This window comes from Vibrio sp. Vb1337 (assembly GCF_033338715.1).
Classification (GTDB): domain Bacteria; phylum Pseudomonadota; class Gammaproteobacteria; order Enterobacterales; family Vibrionaceae; genus Vibrio; species Vibrio alginolyticus.
The window spans coordinates 1-19,930 of record NZ_JAWOTD010000007.1; the positions used below are offsets into that span (position 1 = coordinate 1).

The following is a 19,930-nucleotide window of genomic DNA, read 5'->3' on the forward strand; positions in this document are numbered from 1 at the left end:
GATCACTCAAGAAGAAAAAGTGGATCAAGTGCGGAGAGTCACACTTGATTGTCAATGGGGGACTGGTGAACGGTTACATTATTACTATCAATTGAAAAGGCTTGATCTAAGCCCAATAGCGGAAGTAAATAAAGAGGGAAAAACCTCTTTTTTAAGGTACACAGATCCCATCTTAGTTAAGTACTAAAAATATGTTGAAAAATCGCATAAATAGTATGCACATCAGTAAAATGACTGCTTAAGTAAGTTTACATTCTGTTGTCGTGACTGATAGAGATACTGGCAAAAGAGCAAAAGAAAAGCCTCAATCTTGAGGCTTCTGGATAAGATAGGTTATGGCTGAAGGAAGTTTTGAGTGAAATCGAGCGCCTCTTTAGAAAGTTTTTTTTCGTTGGGCAATGTGCTTGCCTGGTCTTCTGCTGTTACCGTTGTCATGTTAGGCTGAAAATCTAGTGTTGATGTATCCTCCCAAGCTTCGGAGGCGTCTTTATTCTCATCATTCAACACCGCATTGAGCTCCTCTTCCGCAGGAAAATACGCTTCGCGTTTGTACACTTTGTTCAGGGCTCGAATAATAGAGTGCTTTCTCACCATTCCTGAGGCCAGCTTTCTTTGCAACGGCTTCGCTATGGACTGCAATCCAACGACAACATCAACACCAATATTGGTCGCCACTTCATCACGCAACGTACGCGCAGGTTGGTAGCCCATATTGGCAGCAAGAAACAGCCAAACGTAAGCAATTGCATTACCCGTTTTACCTTTATCCTTCCACGCTTCGCCAGCATGATACATCGCTTTAGCACTGCCACCTTCCGCGGCCCGTTCTAGCCAGTAGCAACCTTTAACCATGCTTTTTTCTGTACCAATGCCATTTAGGTAACATAAGCCGACTTGGATCTTGCCATCTGCACTGTCTTTTTCCGCCGCTTTCATAAACCAGTAAAGCGCATCTGCACTGCGTCCTGCACAATTGTCTGGTGAAAGCTGCCATTCCCCCATATAAATCATGGCATCAATGCAGCCTTCTTCGGCGGCAGTTTCAATCAGTTGGTTACCTTTTGGGATATTTTTTTCAGTTCCTCGGCCAAAGACCAAGGCCTTGCCCGTCGAAAATTTCGCTTCGGTATCTCCTTCCATTCCCGCAATTGCGGTACGCCAGAAGTTTGCCTGCTCTTTTAAAATCACATCTTCGCGCATGCGTTCACTTAAGCGAACAATGCCGTACATCCCCGTCACATTGTCCAGTTTAGCGGCTTTATCATACCAATACAGCGCTTGACGAATGTTGTCCTTTTCGGCTTCTTTCGCTAGAAATAAAATGGTGGGGATATGCCCGGTTTCTGCTTTGAACTCTCGCTCTTTACGCTCTTGCTCTCGCGCTTTATGCATCGCCTTTCGATAAGCGGCTTCGCGAGCTTTCCTCTCTGCCTCGAGTCTCTGTTTCCGCATCGACAACGAGATCATCCACACAAATATCAGGACGAGTGAAAGGCCAGTTGCCGCAATGGCAATGCCCATACTACTCATAAATAGCCTCTTTTGGTTTCAGGGCCCAATTCAACTCCCTTTCAGGGAAATCTTATGATTACGCGCCGACGTAACGCCGACTACCTTCATTATATAACGACCACTTAGCGAAAATCTGAAGCTTGCGAAGACTTAATGGCGGTATTTTATTCAACATCACTGCAACTTATTTTTAGAAGAAAAATATAGCCCTCATTTTTATAGAACTTAATCACGGTTTTGGGGCTGAGACATTCTCATCCCCTATCATCCCCCCTTACTCATCCCATAAAAATTTACATTTTAATGATGTGCAGAATCTCTCACTATGCGCCTGTTTTATTATTTAATTTGTGAACAAAATCGACTGTGACAGAAAATTTGCACCTGTAAAAAACTTAACAGCCTGCTCTCACATTTTGCTGATGATTCAGTGTATTAGCATCTAATTGAACATTTCCTTTTTTGGCATCTGCCTTTCTAGCGTGTGCAAAACCTTCTTGATGATTGAGTCAGCGAAGGCAGCGCGCAGCTCAATATCAATTCAATAACAATGGATTTGTAAACGTGGACAATAAGACATTTAAATTATCAACAATTGCCAAAACCGTACTGCCTTTGATTTCCGTCGCGGTAATCAGCGGTTGTGGTAGTGATAGCACGAACGAAGATACGACGAACCCTGGCTCAGGCTTGTACCCTGCGGGAGAGAACGAAGTCGTCATTTATTACAAACGTGACGTAGCATCAGCTTCAACAGCAAGCGACTACGAAGGTTGGGGCTTGCACCTATGGAACGGTGAGGGCTGTACCAGCACAGATTTAGACGCAATGGGCATTCCGGGAACAGGAACGGATTGGTCTGCGCCACACCCATTCGATGGCATCAACGACACCTACGGTGCTTACTACGTACTGAAAATAAACCCTGACGCCTCTGACCCACACGAATGCATGAACTTCATTCTGCACAAAGGTGATGAGAAAGCGTTTGGCAGCGCAAACTCAAAAGTAGAGTTGACGAAAATCGGCGAATCGAAAGGTTTGTTTGGCTTCCACGGCAGCAGTGAACTTTACTACGAGCCAATAGAAGAGCGCCCTGTTGATATTGATGGTCAAAAAGCCCATTGGTTAGACGCCAACACCATTGCATGGGAAGCGGCGACCAGTGCGGATTCCATGAAGCTGTTCTACAGCCTTAGCAATGACATCAAAATGGATGAAGATAAGCAAATCTCTGGCGGTACAGCAGTTGAGCTGACAAAAGCTGGTGAGTTGTCTGATGGTCTGAAATCACGCTTCCGTCACCTTGCTAGCCTTCAAGCTGCGGGTATCGATGTCGATGACGCGACCTTGCGTACGATCCTGAAGTCACAAATCGTTATGGTGGCTTACAACGCAAATGGTGACGTCATTTCTGCAACTGAAGTGCAAAAACCGGGCGTTTTGGATGCAGTGTTTGCCGATTCCAAGGCAGGTAACGCGATCGGTCAAGAACTCGGTGCGATTGTGGAAGGCGGTGCCGCAACCTTCAAACTATGGGCACCAACTGCCCAAGATGTTGCTCTGATAATCTACGATGAAAACTTAGCAGAAGAAGCGACCGTTGCCATGACGGAAGACCCAGCAACAGGTATCTGGGTTTCTGAGGCACAAAGCAACGTTGTCAACAAATATTATCGCTACCAAGTTAAGGTATACCACCCAACAACTGGCGTCGTTGAAACGCGTTTGGTAACAGACCCATATTCAATGAGCTTGTCTAAGAACTCACGATACTCGCAAGTGGTTGATTTAGATGATCCAAGCTTAATGCCTCAAGATTGGAAAAACTACGCACGCCCAACGGTTAAAAAAGACGAAGACCACGTCCTTTACGAGTCACACATTCGCGATTTCAGCTTTAACGACAGCAAAGGCACACCAAGTCTTGATGGCAAATATCTGGCGCTTACAGAACCTGAGCGTGAGTCTGTATCTCACTTACAAGCCCTAAAAGATGCTGGCCTAACAACGCTACATATCCTGCCAGCATTTGATATTGCAACCGTGGATGAAGACGCTGACAAGCGAGTCGATATCACCGACACCGTGGGTAAACTTTGTGGCATCAAGCCAGAAGCCTCCATTTGTGAGACCGAAGATGACGGCAAAGTGATTGAAGAGGTATTAAATAGCTACGACCCAACAACGGGCAAAGCACAAGCGTTGATGAACGATCTTCGCATGCTAGACAGCTTCAACTGGGGTTACGACCCTTACCACTACACCGTGCCAGAAGGCAGTTATGCGACCGATCCTAACGGGTCTAAGCGTATTCTTGAGTTCCGCGAAATGGTTCAAGCGACGCATAAAATGGATCTGAAACTGGTCATGGACGTCGTGTACAACCACACAAATGCATCTGGTGTGAACGAAAAATCAGTACTGGATAAGATTGTCCCTGGGTACTACCACCGCCTAAACGTCAACACTGGCGGCGTCGAAAACTCAACCTGTTGTGATAACACCGCAACCGAGAACTTGATGATGGGTAAACTGATGGTTGACTCATTGATGGTATGGGCGGATGACTATAAAGTCGATGGTTTCCGTTTTGACCTTATGGGCCACCAGCCGAAAGATGTGATGGTTTACGCACTTGAAAAAGTCCGTGAAATTGACCCGAATACCTTGTTCTACGGCGAAGGTTGGGACTTTGGTGAAGTCGCGCAAAACGCTCGCTTCGATCAGGCGACACAAGTCAACATGGCAGGGACAGAAATCGGTACTTTCTCTGATCGTCTGCGTGACGCAGTTCGTGGCGGAAGCCCGTTTGATGGCGGTGTAGATTCTGAAGGTAAGCACCCACTTCGCTTTAACCAAGGCTTCGGTAACGCAGCTTATCCTAACGAAGAAACCAAAACTGACGCCGAATCGGTGAATGGTCGTTTACACAACCAAGATCTGGTTCGTCTAGGTATGGCTGGTAACTTGGCTGACTACATCCTTCTTGATTACAAAGGCGAAACCAAGCTGGGTAAGAACGTTGATTACAATGGTGCGCCTGCAGGCTACACAAAAGTGCCATCAGAGAACATCTCTTACGTGTCTAAGCACGACAACCAAACATTGTGGGATAACAACGCCTACAAGATTGCGACAGGCACTTCATCTGCCGAGCGTGCACGTATGCAGTCTGTGTCCCTATCAACGGTGATGCTTGGTCAAGGCATTCCATTCATCCACATGGGTTCTGAGCTATTGCGCTCTAAATCTATGCAGCGCGACTCGTACGATTCTGGTGACTGGTTCAACCGTGTATTCTTCGACGGAAGCGACAATAACTGGAACGTTGGTCTACCACGTGAAGACAAAGACGGTGCAAACTGGGAGCTGATCAAAACCATCGTTGGTGACAGCACGGCGAAACCAGATTCAACCGACATCGAGCTGACTAAGCAACAATTCCTAGAGCTACTAAAAATCCGTAGCACAAGCGAACTGTTCCGCCTAGATACCGCGCAAGAAGTGATGAACCGTGTTGACTTCCGCAACGTAGGGAAAGACCAAATGGAAGGCTTGATTGTGATGTCTATCGACGATGGTACATCAGCAGGTGCCGATTTAGATTCGAACTACGATGCTATCGTGGCGGTTGTGAACTCAACATCAACTGAGAAATCTTTCAAAGTTGCCGGCGCAACTGGTTTCGAGTTACATGAAGTTCAACAAAACTCTGCGGATGACATCGTGAAAGGTGCAAGCTTCACCAATGAAACGTTCACAGTACCAGCACTGACAACAGCGGTATTCGTGCAGCCACAAAACAGCGCGCAAGGTGCTGGCCTGCCAGTAAACACGGATAACAAAGACGTATCGAGTATTCCTCCTTACGGCGAAACCGTTGTTTACGTGAAAGGCACGATGAACGAGTGGTCTGATAGCAGTGATTGGGCGATGACCTTTATTGGCAACGGTATGTACTCTGTAACTGGCGTTCTTGAAGCTGGTGAACACGAGTTCAAATTCGCGGACTCTGGTTGGGCAAATCCAAACATCGGTTGTGATGCTGCGAATATAGCTTCTGGTTCACTAGACTTAGGTTCAGAAGGTAACTGTAAGCTGTCTGTTGCTGAAACAGGTAAGTACAACTTCACTCTGAACGCGCTGCATGTTCAAGATGAAAGCGTAGAAAAACCGGTCGTGTCAGTGACCAAGTCAGCAGATGCACCAACATTCGGTGAAACAGCACTTTACTTACGTGGCACTATCACTACATGGGATGCTCCAGCACAAGACTCAACAGCGAAGTTCAGCTATGTTGCAAATGACGTTTATTCGCTAGACATTACCCTAGCGGCGGGCAACTACGAGATGAAAGTTGCGAGCGCAGACTGGGCAGAAGACACCAACTTCGGTGGTGAAGGCAGTGTTGAGCTTGGTAAAGCGCTGACGATGGAAGCCGGTGGCGGTAGCGCAAACCTAAAAATTGCGATTGCAGAAGCAGGAAACTACAACTTCCACTTCAATGCGGCTGACAAGTCGGCGCCAATCGTGACGGTAACGAAAAACTAGTTTCATTTAAAAACATCCGTAATGAAAAAGGGGAAGCATCACGCTTCCCCTTTGTTTTGTTGGCGTCACTAAATGGTGGATACCAAAATCAAAAAGGTGTTAGTTTCCCCAAATCTGTTCAACAAACTCAGGATGATCAATGAATGGATTACGATTGCCCTGAAAATCAAACACTTGTTGATTGCGGTTTCGTTCTTTTTCACTAACAGGATCATTTTTGTGCCAACGTTTCAGCATGTTTAACATCCAAGGTTCAAAAACCGTTGAACTTGAACCATCAAGGACAGCATCCGCATTGCTTGAATTGCCTTCCCAGTTACCTACAATATTTTCATAGCGGGTTGCCATGTAGAAATAGGCACGAGCAAAATCGCCTTTAAACTCATCGATCGGCTCAAACACCGTACCGGAGTAGCCCAGACTAGTGCTTGCTTGGCCAAGTTTAGAGCCATTACTAGACACGTAGGTCGCGGTGCCCACTTCACCAAATGGCCAATTACTGCGCTTCGCGTTTACATAACCATCAGTTGCAAACAAGTGATGACCGTCTGAGTTCATCGGCTCAACCTTACCGCCAAACCAGCTTTTCGGAAAAGAGTGCTCACGGTTGTAGCAATCCCCTTCCGTTTTGTATTGGCCACATTGGTCTGTGACTTTGGTAAAGCTTACTGTATCGCTAGCAGATGGCTTTTCAGAGTACATATCGAGAATAGAGCCATCATTTTCATAATAACGATCAATATCGGCATCTTTTACCAAGGTCCAGACCGCAGAATAGCCTCGGCTGGAGTGATTATTGATAATGTTAAACAACGCTGTTTTTAGAGCGTATCCCGTCTTACCAGATGCCGCTTGATAGTAACCATCAACCACTGGTGGGGTCGTCGTTGTGTCACCTAAGTTAAAATCGGTGGTTTCACTTTTCGAGAATTCAGCGCCAGAAGCAAGAGTCTTATCTCCCTCAGTCAGAATGTACGACCCCGCGCCACTGCCACAACAAATGCCGTCACCATACTCGTCTTGAATCGTGAATTGGTAATTACCGTCAGCTAAGCACATGCTCTTTTCAATGGTGGTTGCTGACTCATATCCCTGACCAGAAAACAGTACTTCGGCTTGGTTGTTTTTTAACGTCCAGCTGGTTTCTGAACCATAGTTATCGGTTGTGAGAGTCAAGACCACTTGGTGATCACTACAACTTTCTACAGGAGGTTGTGTACTCGTCTCAGTCGGTTGAAAATTATCGACGTAGACAACTTCTGAGCCATCAAAACTGGCTTCATCGTAAAAACGCAAACCGACGTTGATGGTCTTGTTCGAGCTCGCTGTGTAGTTGTGCGCGAGCTCTTGCCACTGGTTTATCTGTTGTGGGTTCGAGTAATTGTGATAACCATCAACCACCAGACGTGCTTTTACATTTCCTTCGGTATGATAAACCGAGACAGAAAACGGATAGGTTTTCCCTTGCTCCACATTAATGGTTTGCAAAAAGTCGGTGTTGCTTTGGGTACCTGTATTCACGACGACCTGGGCAGCCAGACCACCCGATTTGATTTGCTCGCTGCTTGGCGACACTGTAATGCCCGCGTCAATCTCTGACCACTGCGTAGGTACATTGCCATTCCACTGTTCAAAGTCACCGTTGATAATTTGGCTATATGCAAACGGAGAGCTAACAGCAGCAAGGAGACAGAGGGAGTTCGTTATGGATTTCATTATACTTTTCCATTAGTTATATAAATCCCAGACACGATAAACATATTAGTGGGGCATAAATAATCCTTCAGTCACATTTTTACGTTGCACAAGTGTTAATTTACTTTTTAATGTGCAGCTTATCTCACAAATATCCATCTGCTGAAAACAAACGCCAATACAAAAAGCGAAGCAACTTGTTGGCTACATCGTCGTAAAACCATTAAGGGAAAAGTAAAACAGACAGAAAAAAGCCAAGTGTGCGCCTATGGGGGTCAGCAACAACACTTGGCTTGTTTATAAGAAAGCTTGTGGTCAGCTCAACTGGTGAGCATCAATTCTGGATAATTCCTTAAGGTTTTACCGCAAAGAATCGTCCTTGTAGTGGCGACATCAGAATCTGATATTGACCATTACTCGGAGTAATTTTTTCATTCGTGAGCAAATCCACCAACTCACCAGTACCAACACTCTCCTGAGTAAGAGTGACGCTTCTAGCGCTCTCTAAGGTATTTAGCGCAAACAAGACTTTGTCCGAACCAGATTGTTTCAAGTCCACATAACTGCCGTTACTCGCAACTAAATTCGTGCGTGACCCTTGATAAAGTGCAGGATGCGCATCGCGCATTGTCATCAGCGATGTCACATAAGATTTGAGATCGGCTTGGTTTGCATCAAGCGTCGCCGTCACGCCTTCAATTTTCGCACTGCTGCGCGCAACGTGATCATCGCACAAACCTTGAATGGCACAGGTGCTGTTGTCTTCTTTTGCGGCAAAACCATCCACTTGATCCCCGATTTCATCACCGTAGTACAACGTGATTGGCCCGGTGTACGCCGCTTGGAAAGCAAATGCAGCTTTATGGCGTAACCAATATTCTACATCATTCACATCCGCTAAATTTCCGCGCTGTAACAAGTCACCAAAGCGCACTAAATCATGGTTGCCGATCATCAAATTCGGCTGCGCATGTGTTGGATATTGGTTGTGTGTGCTGTAGCCGTTGTCTAACCAATCCGCACCGCGACCACCCACGCCACTCTCATTCACGGCCAAAGTTTCAACGATGCTATATCGCATAGGAAAATCAAATGCAGAGCACAATGCTGGATCGCTGTTCGATCCATACGCCTCATTCGCGATTTCAGACTCCCCTTTCCAAATCTCTGCCACCATGTAACCCAACGGATTCACTTGTTCGCCTTTGCTATTGGTGTACGTCACACTTTGTGAGGCTTCATCGACGGCTTTACGAAGTTGTGTCCAAGCGTCTGTCGGAACTTGATAGGCTTGATCTAAACGCCAGCCGTCAATCTTCAGTTCTTTGATCCAATACGTTGCCACTTCTTTGTAGAAATCGAGACTGGCTGGGTAATCAACGGGGTTGCTCGATCCCGATGGCAACAAACCGGAGGGAGATGGTTTGATCAAACCATTCTTATGGTGGCCAAATACGCCATCAAAAAACACGTACAAACCGCGTTTGTGTGCTTCATCGACCAAGGTTCTCGCCGTTTCTAAATCACCAAAACGTGGATCAATGGTGAAGTAATCCGTAGCAAAGTAGCCCGTGGCATCCAGACGATCGGCCCAGTGTTCTTGGCCCGCTATCGCTTCCGATTCAAAAACTGGCGTCAACCAAATCGCGTTCATCCCTAAATCTTGGATGTAATCGAGTGAATCAATCACTCCTTGCAAATCGCCGTTATGATGGCTGGTGCCATAACCTGTACCGTGACCAATGCTCGCATCACCATCTACAAAACTCTCTACCATGATTTGATAAGTACGAAGTTGGTTACTTTGCGCCATGACATTGGCTTGGCAAGCATAACTGGTATCCGGTAGCGGAGTGCTACTATTAGTGTCGCCACCACCAGAAGAATTACACGCAGATAAAGCACCAATCACACTTAACGCAAGCAACGATCGAGACAGGCGATGGTTACGTAGGATATTACGCATTTTATTCTCCCTAACTTACTCAAATAAACTACGGAAATTTGAGTAATAAAATTAACCCCGACATGTGTTTCATGCAGGGGTTAATAAATAAAAATAGATTTTAAATAATTGAATGGAATATTATTGGCACTTATTTACCATGACATGAACAGGTTTGCCTTTTCCTTCAAACTGAAGACTCCATACATATTTACCATCTTCTTTAATATCAACCGAAGTATCCGTACCGTAACCACCAAATGTTAATGGTGTTAATTCACCAACGTTCATTCGATTACCTTTTGCGGTAAATTGTGGGAACCATAATTCGGTCGCATACTGCATTTTGTAGGAGCCTACTTTTTCTTGAACCACGGCTTGGTAGAAATTATTCCCTTTGTAGGTGTATTGACGCTGAGGCACGTGTTTCCAATCGGAATCCGCAAAAGTACCCACCACAAATAGTGGTTTAGAAATAGGTCCTTTCGCCGTGCTGTCTGGGTTGTCACACGCTTTCATGAAAGCAACCACTTCGTCTTGAGACATATTAACAACTGGCTCTGTGGCCGCTTCAGGTTCTGCCGTCGATTGACAACCTACTAAGGCAACAAGTAGGGCAGCAGCAAGAGAGGTCTTCATCATGTTCATTTCACGTAATTCCTTTTTAGTATATCCAAAGCAAAATAAACTCAACGGTTAAAAGAAATATTAATCGTTATTAAAATGGAAATATCAAACGCCAAATAAATATCGTCAGATTGCGAATTTAAATCACTTCGAGAAGTTTGTTTATTTCCTAAGTACAAAAAATAAGTTAGGAACTGCCATTAATTATTGATCCAACCTATATAAAAAACAAAGTAATAAAAATAATTATGTGAATAAGGTAACTCTATGTAGGGGTATTTTTATTGGTTTATTTTCTATGAAAAAGGTCAGCATTTCGCTGACCTTTTTTATCTGATTATTTTCTATTTACGGCTTTCACAAACACTTGTTGTGCACCTTCGATACCCAGCTCTTTTGCTTCATCAAGCAAAGTGAGCGCTTTCGGAATATCATTCGCTGCGACTGCTGCTTCAATTGAGCTGTAGTAGTAGCTAGTAAGGTCCGTACCTTGGGGAATGTTGTCGTTTTTCGCAACAATCTTAGTATTCACAATATCATTCGCGGATACCGAAAAGCGGAACTGACCGAGTGGGCTATGTTTCGCTAGAGGGTCTGCAATATCTGGCGGCTGAGTGTGGCGCGCCATGGCGAAGGCTTTTGCAGGGTGTAAAACTTGTGTACTTCCTTTTAGATCGGCGGAAGTCGTGTAAACCAACACATGCAGATCGTTACCTGTCATGTCTGGAATCACATTGAGATCAAGTACGAATTTATCGTTGTCCAACAGTTTTGCTGGTTCGTACTTAAACTTTGAAAAATCTGCTTGGTAAATGGTTTCTCCTGCCGAGTTCATCACTGCGACATTAGGAGCATAAAATTGAAGTTCTTTACTTACGAATGTCTCTAATTTGATATCGAGACTGCCACGGTTACCTGGAAGAGCAAACGCTGCAATAGCGCCAGCACTGTTACCATCCAACAACATTTGGCTTTTATCAGTCAAAGCGAATTCAGTAACCACAGGCACGTTAAGCGGTACCCATTGAATATCACCCGATTGCGTGATCACTTGTTGCTGACCTTTTGGACTCATCTCTACTTGTTCTACAGACGCACAACCAGTAGCCAACATGCCCAGCAGTACGGGAGCAAGCCATTTTTTCATTACTGTCTACCTCGACTCTTTATTGTTTTTTAAATAAATACAGCCAGATAAGTTCTGGCTGTATCATTCTAGGACAATTTAGGACTTAGTGGTTAGATGATTACCACCAAGCTTCAGCTTGTACACCGAACTGGAACGTATCGTCTGAACGACCGTTGTCAAATGTGTTTGAGTTGTCTTCTTTGTCAGCCGTTAGGTAAGAAGCGTAAACACGGATTTCAGGACGAGCCCAGAAGCTAGAGCCAGCAGACCATGCTTGAGCAACAGTTAGCTTACCGTATTTGTTTTCTTCGCCGTCGTTATCGTCGATAGCGTAACCAGCTTCGAAGATAGTTTTGTGGTTGTCATCCCATTTGTACATTGGACGAACAACAACAGACATTGTTTCCCACTTGTCTTGGCCAGCCCACATGTCTTCACCAACACCGTACACTAACTGGTGACCCATTTCCCAGCTGTCGCCCATGCCGATTACACCCCAGTTGATTAGGCGGTAACCAGATGCACCGTTGTCAGCTTCTGCGCCGTACCAGCTACCGTCGCCGTAGAATGCCATTGTTTTTGAGTAACCTTCAGTACCGTACTGAAGCACTGTTTTGTTGAAACCAGCGTCTAGACCTTGAGTCAATTCTGCTGTGAACATTACGCCGTTTTTCGCATCTTTAGTGCCGTTTGGCGCAGCGTCAGTTTCGTTAAGAATTGCGTAGTTCAAGCCCATTTCTAGAGAGCCGTTGTCCCATAGAGGAAGACCTGCGTAACGTACGTCTAGAGTGTTTACGTTTGTTGCGCCGCCATCGTTGCCTGGGTCTGCGATATCGCCGCGGTCGTTACGAACCCAAGCGAAAGAAACTTTACCAGGACCAGCTTCGATACCTTCAACACCAGCGCCCGCGCCAGAGATGTTCCAGTAGTAGAAGTCAGAGATATGAATGTCGTGACGTTGGTAGTAGCGTTTACCTGCCCAAAGCGTTGCTTCAGGAGCAAAGTTTAGTAGGCCTTTAGCTTGAACGTTGAACTGACGTAGTGCGAATTGTGCATCGTCTACACATTTCACTTCGCCGTTATCCAAACCACAGTTAGCAGAAGTGCTTTCCCAGTCGTTTGAACCGTTAGAAGTCATTGCAACCATAGAGTCTACGTAGAACGTTTTGCCGTTGTTGTTGTAAACTTCTTTACCTAGTTGAATCTCGCCGTAGATATCGCTTTCATTACCTAGACGACCGATCTTGTTCTTTTCGAATGTTAATTGTTGACCACCGTCAGCGTTCACGCCAACGCCAGCACGCATGTAACCGTGGAAATCCACTGCGAATGCAGAACCAGCAGCTAAAGTTGCAGCTACAGCAGCAGCAATTGCACTTACTTTTTTCATTCTTAACTCCATTAAGGGTATTTATAATTCTGTCTTCCCTGCTCACTCTTTTAGGTGAATATAGGCAGTAAAAACACACCTAAAGAAAGAGAGGTAAGATGGGAACGAATCCCCGTTTGTTTCAACAGTTGTGAGATTACCCGAGGCGTACAAGGATGACTTCCTCCGCCCTAAACTAATTTAAGGGGGATGAGAAGGGAGTAGAAAATTTACCGAATGGTGTTTTTTCGAGTCAGATCACCAATCTAGGGAGGAATTAGTAAGTTTGTTCGGTTTTGAGCCGCTACAAAGTGATAGCCATTTCATATTTTTGACTCTAAGCCGTCACATAAAGTAATTAAATTACACGAATATTTTTATATTTAGGGTGGTTGACCTTAGTAAGACAAAGTTTTTAACTTATAGTTTCCTAAAGGTAGCAATAAATATTAAATAAAGTATCTCCGATGACACGACTTCTCTCTCGCCCCTACCCCCTGGGCGCAACATTGAATAAAGAAGGCTGTAACTTCTCTATTCATGCTCCAGGCTCAAAAGACATTCAACTGGCATTGTTTGCAGACGATGGCAGCTACGAGCTTCACGGTTTACCGAATGAATACGCTGGCATACGTCATACTTTTATTCCAGATATTAAGCCGGGGCAAAAATACGGTTACCTTGTCTCCCACAAGGAAGAGCCACTGTTAATTTCTGATCCGTACGCAAAATCAATAGATAAAGCCCTCCACTATCACCCTCCGTACTCTCCAGCCAAAAGTTTCGATATGCCGAAGTGCGTCGTTATCGAAGATGATTTTGACTGGCAAAACACGGATCACCCGCGTATACCCAGAGAAGAGATGGTGTTGTTTGAGACGCACGTCAAAGGGCTTACCCAACGCCACCCTGAGGTTGAGGACAAGCTGAAGGGGCGCTATTTAGGTCTTGCATCACCTGAAATGCTGGCCTTTTACAAACAGCAAAACATCAACACGCTGCAATTGCTACCTGTCGCAGCATGCATGCATGAGCCTCACCTACTAGAGATGGAAAAGGTCAATTATTGGGGATACAACCCTTATCTCTTTATGGTGCCCGATCCGCGCTACGCAGAACAAGACGCCGTTACGGAATTAAAAACAACAATTCGCGAATTGCATAAAAACGGCATCGAAGTGATTCTCGACGTGGTTTACAACCACACTGCTGAAGGTGGTGAAGGGCCTACAATTTTCAACCTGAAAGCCCTCGACTCCTGTTTTTACATCAAACATGGCAACCACTTCGCCAATTACACTGGCTGCGGAAATACAGTGGATCTCACCTACCAACCAGCCTTAAACCTTGTGATGGATACATTGCGCTACTGGGTTAGCGAATTTAAAGTCGATGGCTTCCGTTTTGACTTGGCTGCAACGTTAGGTCGACAGGGCGATGATTACAACCCAGAAGCAGCTTTCTTTAAAGCCGTTGCGCAAGACCCAATTTTGCGTGAAACCAAATTGATTGCCGAACCTTGGGATATTGGTCCAAATGGCTACCAAGTGGGTAACTTTCCATTTGGTTGGAACGAATGTAATGACAAACTGCGTGATATTTCCCGCAGTTTTTGGCGCGGTGATCAAGGCTATTTAAAAGAGTTTGCCACTCGATTAATGGGCTCTCGTGACATTTACAGTGCAGCGAACTGGCCATACAAACTCACCGTAAATTACATCACGTATCACGATGGCTTCACACTGCAAGATTTAGTGTCTTACAAGCACAAACACAATGAAGCTAATGGCGAAGAAAATCGCGACGGTCACGGTGACAATCGTTCAGAAAACTACGGTGTCGAAGGCGAGACAGAAAATCTGATGATCATCGCCACGCGTGAGAAGCAAAAACGCAATCTTATTGCTAGCTTGCTGTTTGCTTTTGGAATCCCACACATCCTCACTGCTGACGTGCTGTCTCACACCCAAGGCGGTAACAATAATGCCTATTGCCAAGATAACGAAACCAGTTGGCTGAACTGGGAAGAGACAGAACGTAAGCAACATTTCAAAGCATGGATGTCACAAATGGTCGCCAACCGAAATCAATACATGGTGCCATTTATCCGAGCTTTCAGTGGCGAGAATCGCAATAACAACCGTATTTTCTGGCGCCGTACAGACGGTCGCTTAATGGAGCACGATGATTGGAACCGTTTAAGCTCTGTCGCACTTCACCTTGGTATCGGTAAAGAAGGACAAGAGCTGGTTTACCTCATCAACCAAACTAACGCCACAGCGCGCTTTAAGCTCCCCAATGAGCGAAAGCAAGAATGGGTGACGATCTGTGATACAAACGTACGTAACCTCAACCCAGGACATGCTGAAGGCGAAGTCTTGCTGTCACCCACCTCGATGGTGATTTTGCACTATCAACCAAACCAAAGCACACCAAAAGGTGAGCAAACGCATAGCTAAGTTATAAACGTTCCAAAAAAGAAAAGCCGATGCATCTCAGTGCTTCGGCTTTTTTGTTGGTTAGATTTGCCTAACTCATTATTCGCAAGGTGGCGCTAGGTGAATCAAAGCTAACCCACCCAGTGACGTTTCGCGGTATTTCTTGTTCATGTCTTTGCCCGTTTGGTACATGGTTTCAATCACTTTATCCAACGAGATCAAACATTTACTATTACGCTTTAATGCCATGCGAGAAGCATTGATCGCTTTCATTGCGCCCATTGCATTACGCTCAATACACGGAACTTGCACTAAGCCCCCAATTGGGTCACAAGTCATGCCTAGTGAGTGCTCCATGGCAATCTCGGCCGCAATACAAATTTGCTCATTGCTACCACCACGCAGCGCCGTCAAGCCAGCTGCCGCCATGGAAGAAGACACGCCAACTTCGCCCTGACAACCCACTTCGGCACCCGAGATAGACGCATTAGTTTTGTACAAAATGCCAATCGCACCGGATACAGCAAGGAAGTCTTTAAGCTGTTTAGTATCGAGCTCTTTGATGAAGCGATGGTAGTACATCAATACCGCTGGAATCACACCCGCCGCACCATTGGTTGGCGACGTTACGACTTGTCCACCAGCCGCGTTTTCTTCACTCACAGCAAAAGCAAACAGGTTAATCCAATCCATGATTTCCATTGGATCGTGTTCAATTGCTGCATTTGCTTCAAGCTTCTTCAGCAAGTTAGGCGCACGGCGGGTCACATTCAAGCCGCCATCCAAGATACCTTCTGTCTCGAAACCGCGCTCCATGCAACGCGTCATCACACGCCAGATCTGTTCGGCACGTTGATTGATGGCTTCCATATCCTGAAACGCTTGTTCGTTTTTCAGAATCATGCCGCCAAGGCTCATGCCATTCTTCTCTGCCTGTGCCAACATTTCGTCTGCACTGGAGAATGGAAACTCAACTTCTACGGGAGCAGTCGCACTGCCATTTTGCAGTTCATCCGCCGTTGCGATGAAACCACCACCGATAGAGTAGTAAGTTTCAAACCCAACCTGATTGCCGTGCGTATCTAAGGCAGTAATCGTCATGCCATTCTCATGCAGAGGAAGGTTCTCTTCATGGAACAACATGTCCGTTTTGTAGTTGAATTCGATTTCATGACGGCCATCGACAGACATCATGCCCTCTTCAATCGCCTTGCGCATCGCTTTGTTCGCAGAAGCGATTTTGATGGTATCTGGTTTGTTACCCAACAGACCCAAAATCGTTGCACGGTCTGTATGGTGACCAATCCCCGTTAACGAGAGTGAGCCATATAAATCGACTTGAATACGAACCACTTTTGCCAAGTTCGATTCAATCAAACGAGTGAAGTGGTAACCCGCGATCATTGGACCATTGGTGTGAGAGCTAGAAGGGCCCACACCAATCTTGTAAATATCAAAGATGGACAGCATAAACTTACCTATTACGACAATGCAGCATAAAGCCAATCAGGGAGAACCATACAAGCAGCGATGGTCGCCACAGCGAACACCAACAATCCGTAATGGCTTGCGGTTGGCTTTGCAAAAAGATGTTTTTGATTATTGATAAAGATTTGTTGCTCGGCAGTCACCGCGCCCCAACGACGACTCACTAACACACCAAACAAAAGGAAGACGAACGTACCAATTGGCGCGAACCACGGCCAAGCCACGTCGAGATACATCGCAGTAAATACCGCAATCACACTCATGATACTGCCAACGATCACGCCTTTCTCATTGGCTTTCGCCCAGAATAAACCAAGCACGAATGAACCCAATCGGATACCAACGAAGATAGAAGTCAGGCTAGCGATGGTTTTGAGTACCGATTCATTCGATACCGCTAGAAGAGCTGGCACTACCACCATGGCCGCAGCGAGCAAACTCATCTTTCTCGCGACTTTTTCGTAGTGCTCATCATCGGCACTTTTGCGAACGAAACGCTTGTAGATATCGAACGTTGCGACGGTCGCCATTGAGTTGTAGGTCGAATCCAGCGTCGACATTGCGGCGGCCGCCAATGCGGAAATGATCAAACCAACGACGATTGGGTTAGTGTGGTTGAAGACGAAATCCAAAATCACTTCATTGCTGTTTTCAAACGATTGATCTTGATAGAAAACACTTAGAAGAACACCGAGTACCGCGAAGAACAAGTACACGAAAAACGCACCGTAACCACACAACAGCATCGATTTCTGCGCGGTCTTTTCACATCTCGTCGCTAACGTGCGTTGGATGATCAATTGGTTGGTGCCGTACACACTCAAATGCAAAAAGCTCACAGCAACCACGCCAGCCCAGAGTGTGGTATCTACACCCAAATCAAAGTCTAAGTTGATGATATTCAGGTGATCACGAGAAAGGTAATCTGCCGCATTAATCTCTGTCATTAGAATGGCAAAAATAGCGATGCTGCCCGCAACCAATACTGCAGATTGCAACATATCGGTCCAGATAACCGTGGAAATCCCGCCCGCATAGGTATAGCAAGCGGTGAAAATACTGATGTAGATAATGGCTTCAGAAATACTGATAGGCAGAACTTGCACTAAGATCAGCGCCACGGCATACAAAATCACACCCGCTGAGATACATTGAACCACAATGAACACAATCGAGTTGATGGTTCTTGCATACACCCCAAAGCGGTGCTCAAGGTATTCATAAATCGAAGTCAGACCCAGCTTATAGAAAACAGGCACAAAGAAAATGACGGTGAAAAAAATAACGATGGGATAGTTAAGGTGAATACTCATCGCTTCCATGCCAGAGCTATAAACCCAACCTGGCATCCCTACAAACGTCATCGCACTAATGTAAGTCGCAAGTATCGAAACACCTGCCGTAAACCAGCCAAATTGCTTTCCACCCGTAGAAAAGTCGCCACCATTGCTGTAGCGCTTATTCACTAAATAGCTGATTAATATGGTGATTAACACGTATAACGCAATCACCACAAAACTTGAGTACGTAACCATTTCAGGGTTTCCATAATTCTGGGTGCTAATTATTTGTTGCTTGGATATTACTTTAAAAAAGCATATCTAAACGATAATCCCGCCATAACTGTGACTAAAATCACCAATATAGACGGTTATATATTCAAAAATGCCAAAAAGACCGATTTAATGAGACTCCCATCACTAAAAACCACTAATTGGGTACGCATTCATTTTAAAATTGATATTGATCACGGATCTAATGACCTTAAAAAAACTATGATTCACCACGACACGAAATCGAAGATGATCCCAATAAGATCGTGTTCTTTAAGTTTGAATAGCAACAAATCCTAAGTAAAATAGAGGTTTATCGGTCATGAATGCCAAAAGACACATGAGCGAAGTTCCTATGATTCAAAGGGTAGCTGCCTATCTAGCGATACTGGTTGGTTACTTTTTCTATTGTTATAACTTTGTAATTATTGACTACGTACGCCCATACATCGTTGAAGCGTATGATGGTATTAGTCTGTCAGACACTGCCCAGTTCTATACATGGCAGTCGGTTGGTGCACTTATTGGTGCATTGAGCTGTGCTTGGTTCGCAACAAAATTTGGTAAGAAATCCACTCTTATTACCATCACAGCCCTAAACGGTGGCGCTACGATCATCAATATGATGTTCACCGACTACACAACATGGGCAGCAATGCGTTTCATCATTGGTTTGTCACTGGGTGGTTACTTCACCGTGGCAGTAAGCTTGATGATCGGCCTATTTACGCCAACGGTACGTGGTAAGTTGACGGCATTCGCGTCTTCTATGTTCTCTGTAGCACTGATGGTAATGGGTGCGTATGCAGCATTTATTGCAAGCATCGATGCACCATGGGAAAGCCTAATGCTTGTAGGTGGTATCCCACCATTGGCAGCCGCTGTTGTCATGATCTTTGTACTACCTAGCGACAGCAAAGTGATCGCTTACGGTGAAGAAGAGCAAGCAAAAGTAGAAGAATCAAATGCACCAGCGAAAAAAGGCTCTTGGGGCGAAATGCTAAGCAAGCCTTACCGTAAGATCACACTAACGTGTCTATTACTGGCTGGCCTTAACTTCTACGGTTTCCAATTCTTTGGTGGCTTCGTAACCACATACCTACGTGATGTACGTATGTTCGACGGTGCAACCATCGGTCTCATCTTCTCTATCTCAGCATTTGGTTCACTGTTTGGTGCGTGGTTCTGGGGTTGGGTAGCTGACAAATTCGGTCGTAAGGTGAACGCGTTTGGCTTCATCCTAGCGGGCATCATGGTTTCAATCTTCTTTGTTGCACCTGGCGACATGGTGATTGGCGGCCTAAACATGCTGGCTCTACTTGGTCTGATTTACAACTTCGGCCTGTCTTCTTCAGCGGTATGGGGTGGTTACTTCTCAGAACTGTTCCCAGCACACCTACGTAGCTACGGCGCGGCGCTATTCCACGGCGGTCGTATCCTCGGTATGTGGGCACCAATGGTACTTATCTTCATCCAAGAGCGTACCGACCTACAAACCGCAATGTGGGGTTCACCAATCGTATGGATCCTTGCTGGTCTTCTATGGCTATCACTGCCAGAGACACTAAAAGGCGGCGTGTTCGATAAGAGCAAAAAAGCCGAAGCAGCAAAAGCGTAACT

12 protein-coding genes are annotated in these 19,930 nt (G+C 45.5%); 4 read left to right on the forward strand and 8 right to left on the reverse strand.

Annotated features, from left to right (window positions below; all coding sequences use genetic code 11):
- Positions 1–187, forward strand: a 187-nt coding sequence (locus R7E42_RS09625) for a hypothetical protein (protein ID WP_318072610.1), incomplete at its 5' end; no start/stop codon positions are given.
- Positions 188–333: 146 nt separating this feature from the next.
- On the opposite strand, the gene R7E42_RS09630 is transcribed toward R7E42_RS09625, so the two are convergent.
- Complete coding sequence (locus R7E42_RS09630; protein WP_318072611.1) at positions 334–1,530, reverse strand: hypothetical protein; 1,197 nt, start codon at positions 1,528–1,530, stop codon at positions 334–336.
- A gap of 546 nt (positions 1,531–2,076) precedes the next feature.
- Between R7E42_RS09630 and pulA the strand changes: the two genes are divergently transcribed.
- Positions 2,077–6,066 (forward strand): pullulanase-type alpha-1,6-glucosidase, encoded by a 3,990-nt coding sequence (gene pulA / locus R7E42_RS09635; protein WP_318072612.1) that lies wholly within the window; start codon positions 2,077–2,079, stop codon positions 6,064–6,066.
- A gap of 99 nt (positions 6,067–6,165) precedes the next feature.
- Here the strand turns inward: pulA and R7E42_RS09640 are convergent, their stop codons facing one another.
- The 5 genes from R7E42_RS09640 to R7E42_RS09660 form a co-directional block, all read right to left on the reverse strand.
- Complete coding sequence (locus R7E42_RS09640) at positions 6,166–7,782, reverse strand: endonuclease (protein ID WP_064354973.1); 1,617 nt, start codon at positions 7,780–7,782, stop codon at positions 6,166–6,168.
- Between the two features lie 331 nt (positions 7,783–8,113).
- Positions 8,114–9,727, reverse strand: a complete 1,614-nt coding sequence (locus R7E42_RS09645; RefSeq protein WP_017634472.1) for an alpha-amylase family glycosyl hydrolase — start codon at positions 9,725–9,727, stop codon at positions 8,114–8,116.
- A 120-nt stretch (positions 9,728–9,847) separates the two neighbouring features.
- Positions 9,848–10,354: a hypothetical protein gene (locus tag R7E42_RS09650; RefSeq protein WP_017634473.1), complete on the reverse strand. Its 507-nt coding sequence runs from the start codon at positions 10,352–10,354 to the stop codon at positions 9,848–9,850.
- Positions 10,355–10,670: 316 nt separating this feature from the next.
- The gene (locus R7E42_RS09655) at positions 10,671–11,480 is read right to left on the reverse strand and encodes a MalM family protein (RefSeq protein ID WP_005374786.1); all 810 of its coding nucleotides are present in this window, start codon (positions 11,478–11,480) and stop codon (positions 10,671–10,673) included.
- 100 nt (positions 11,481–11,580) lie between these two features.
- Positions 11,581–12,852 (reverse strand): maltoporin, encoded by a 1,272-nt coding sequence (locus R7E42_RS09660; protein WP_005374784.1) that lies wholly within the window; start codon positions 12,850–12,852, stop codon positions 11,581–11,583.
- Between the two features lie 446 nt (positions 12,853–13,298).
- Here R7E42_RS09660 and glgX point away from each other — a divergent pair, with 446 nt between their 5' ends.
- Positions 13,299–15,290 carry a glycogen debranching protein GlgX gene (gene glgX / locus R7E42_RS09665; RefSeq protein WP_318072613.1) on the forward strand — a complete coding sequence of 664 codons (1,992 nt, stop codon included), beginning with the start codon at positions 13,299–13,301 and terminating at the stop codon, positions 15,288–15,290.
- Positions 15,291–15,368: 78 nt separating this feature from the next.
- Here glgX and R7E42_RS09670 read toward each other — a convergent pair whose 3' ends face one another.
- Together R7E42_RS09670 and R7E42_RS09675 are read right to left on the reverse strand one after the other, a co-directional pair.
- On the reverse strand, positions 15,369–16,739 hold the full coding sequence (locus R7E42_RS09670; RefSeq protein ID WP_318070918.1) for an L-serine ammonia-lyase: 1,371 nt from the start codon (positions 16,737–16,739) through the stop codon (positions 15,369–15,371).
- 11 nt (positions 16,740–16,750) lie between these two features.
- The gene (locus R7E42_RS09675) at positions 16,751–18,292 is read right to left on the reverse strand and encodes a sodium:solute symporter (protein ID WP_005374777.1); all 1,542 of its coding nucleotides are present in this window, start codon (positions 18,290–18,292) and stop codon (positions 16,751–16,753) included.
- Between the two features lie 340 nt (positions 18,293–18,632).
- Here R7E42_RS09675 and R7E42_RS09680 point away from each other — a divergent pair, with 340 nt between their 5' ends.
- Complete coding sequence (locus R7E42_RS09680) at positions 18,633–19,928, forward strand: MFS transporter (RefSeq protein ID WP_039840592.1); 1,296 nt, start codon at positions 18,633–18,635, stop codon at positions 19,926–19,928.
- The last annotated feature ends 2 nt before the right edge of the window (positions 19,929–19,930 follow it).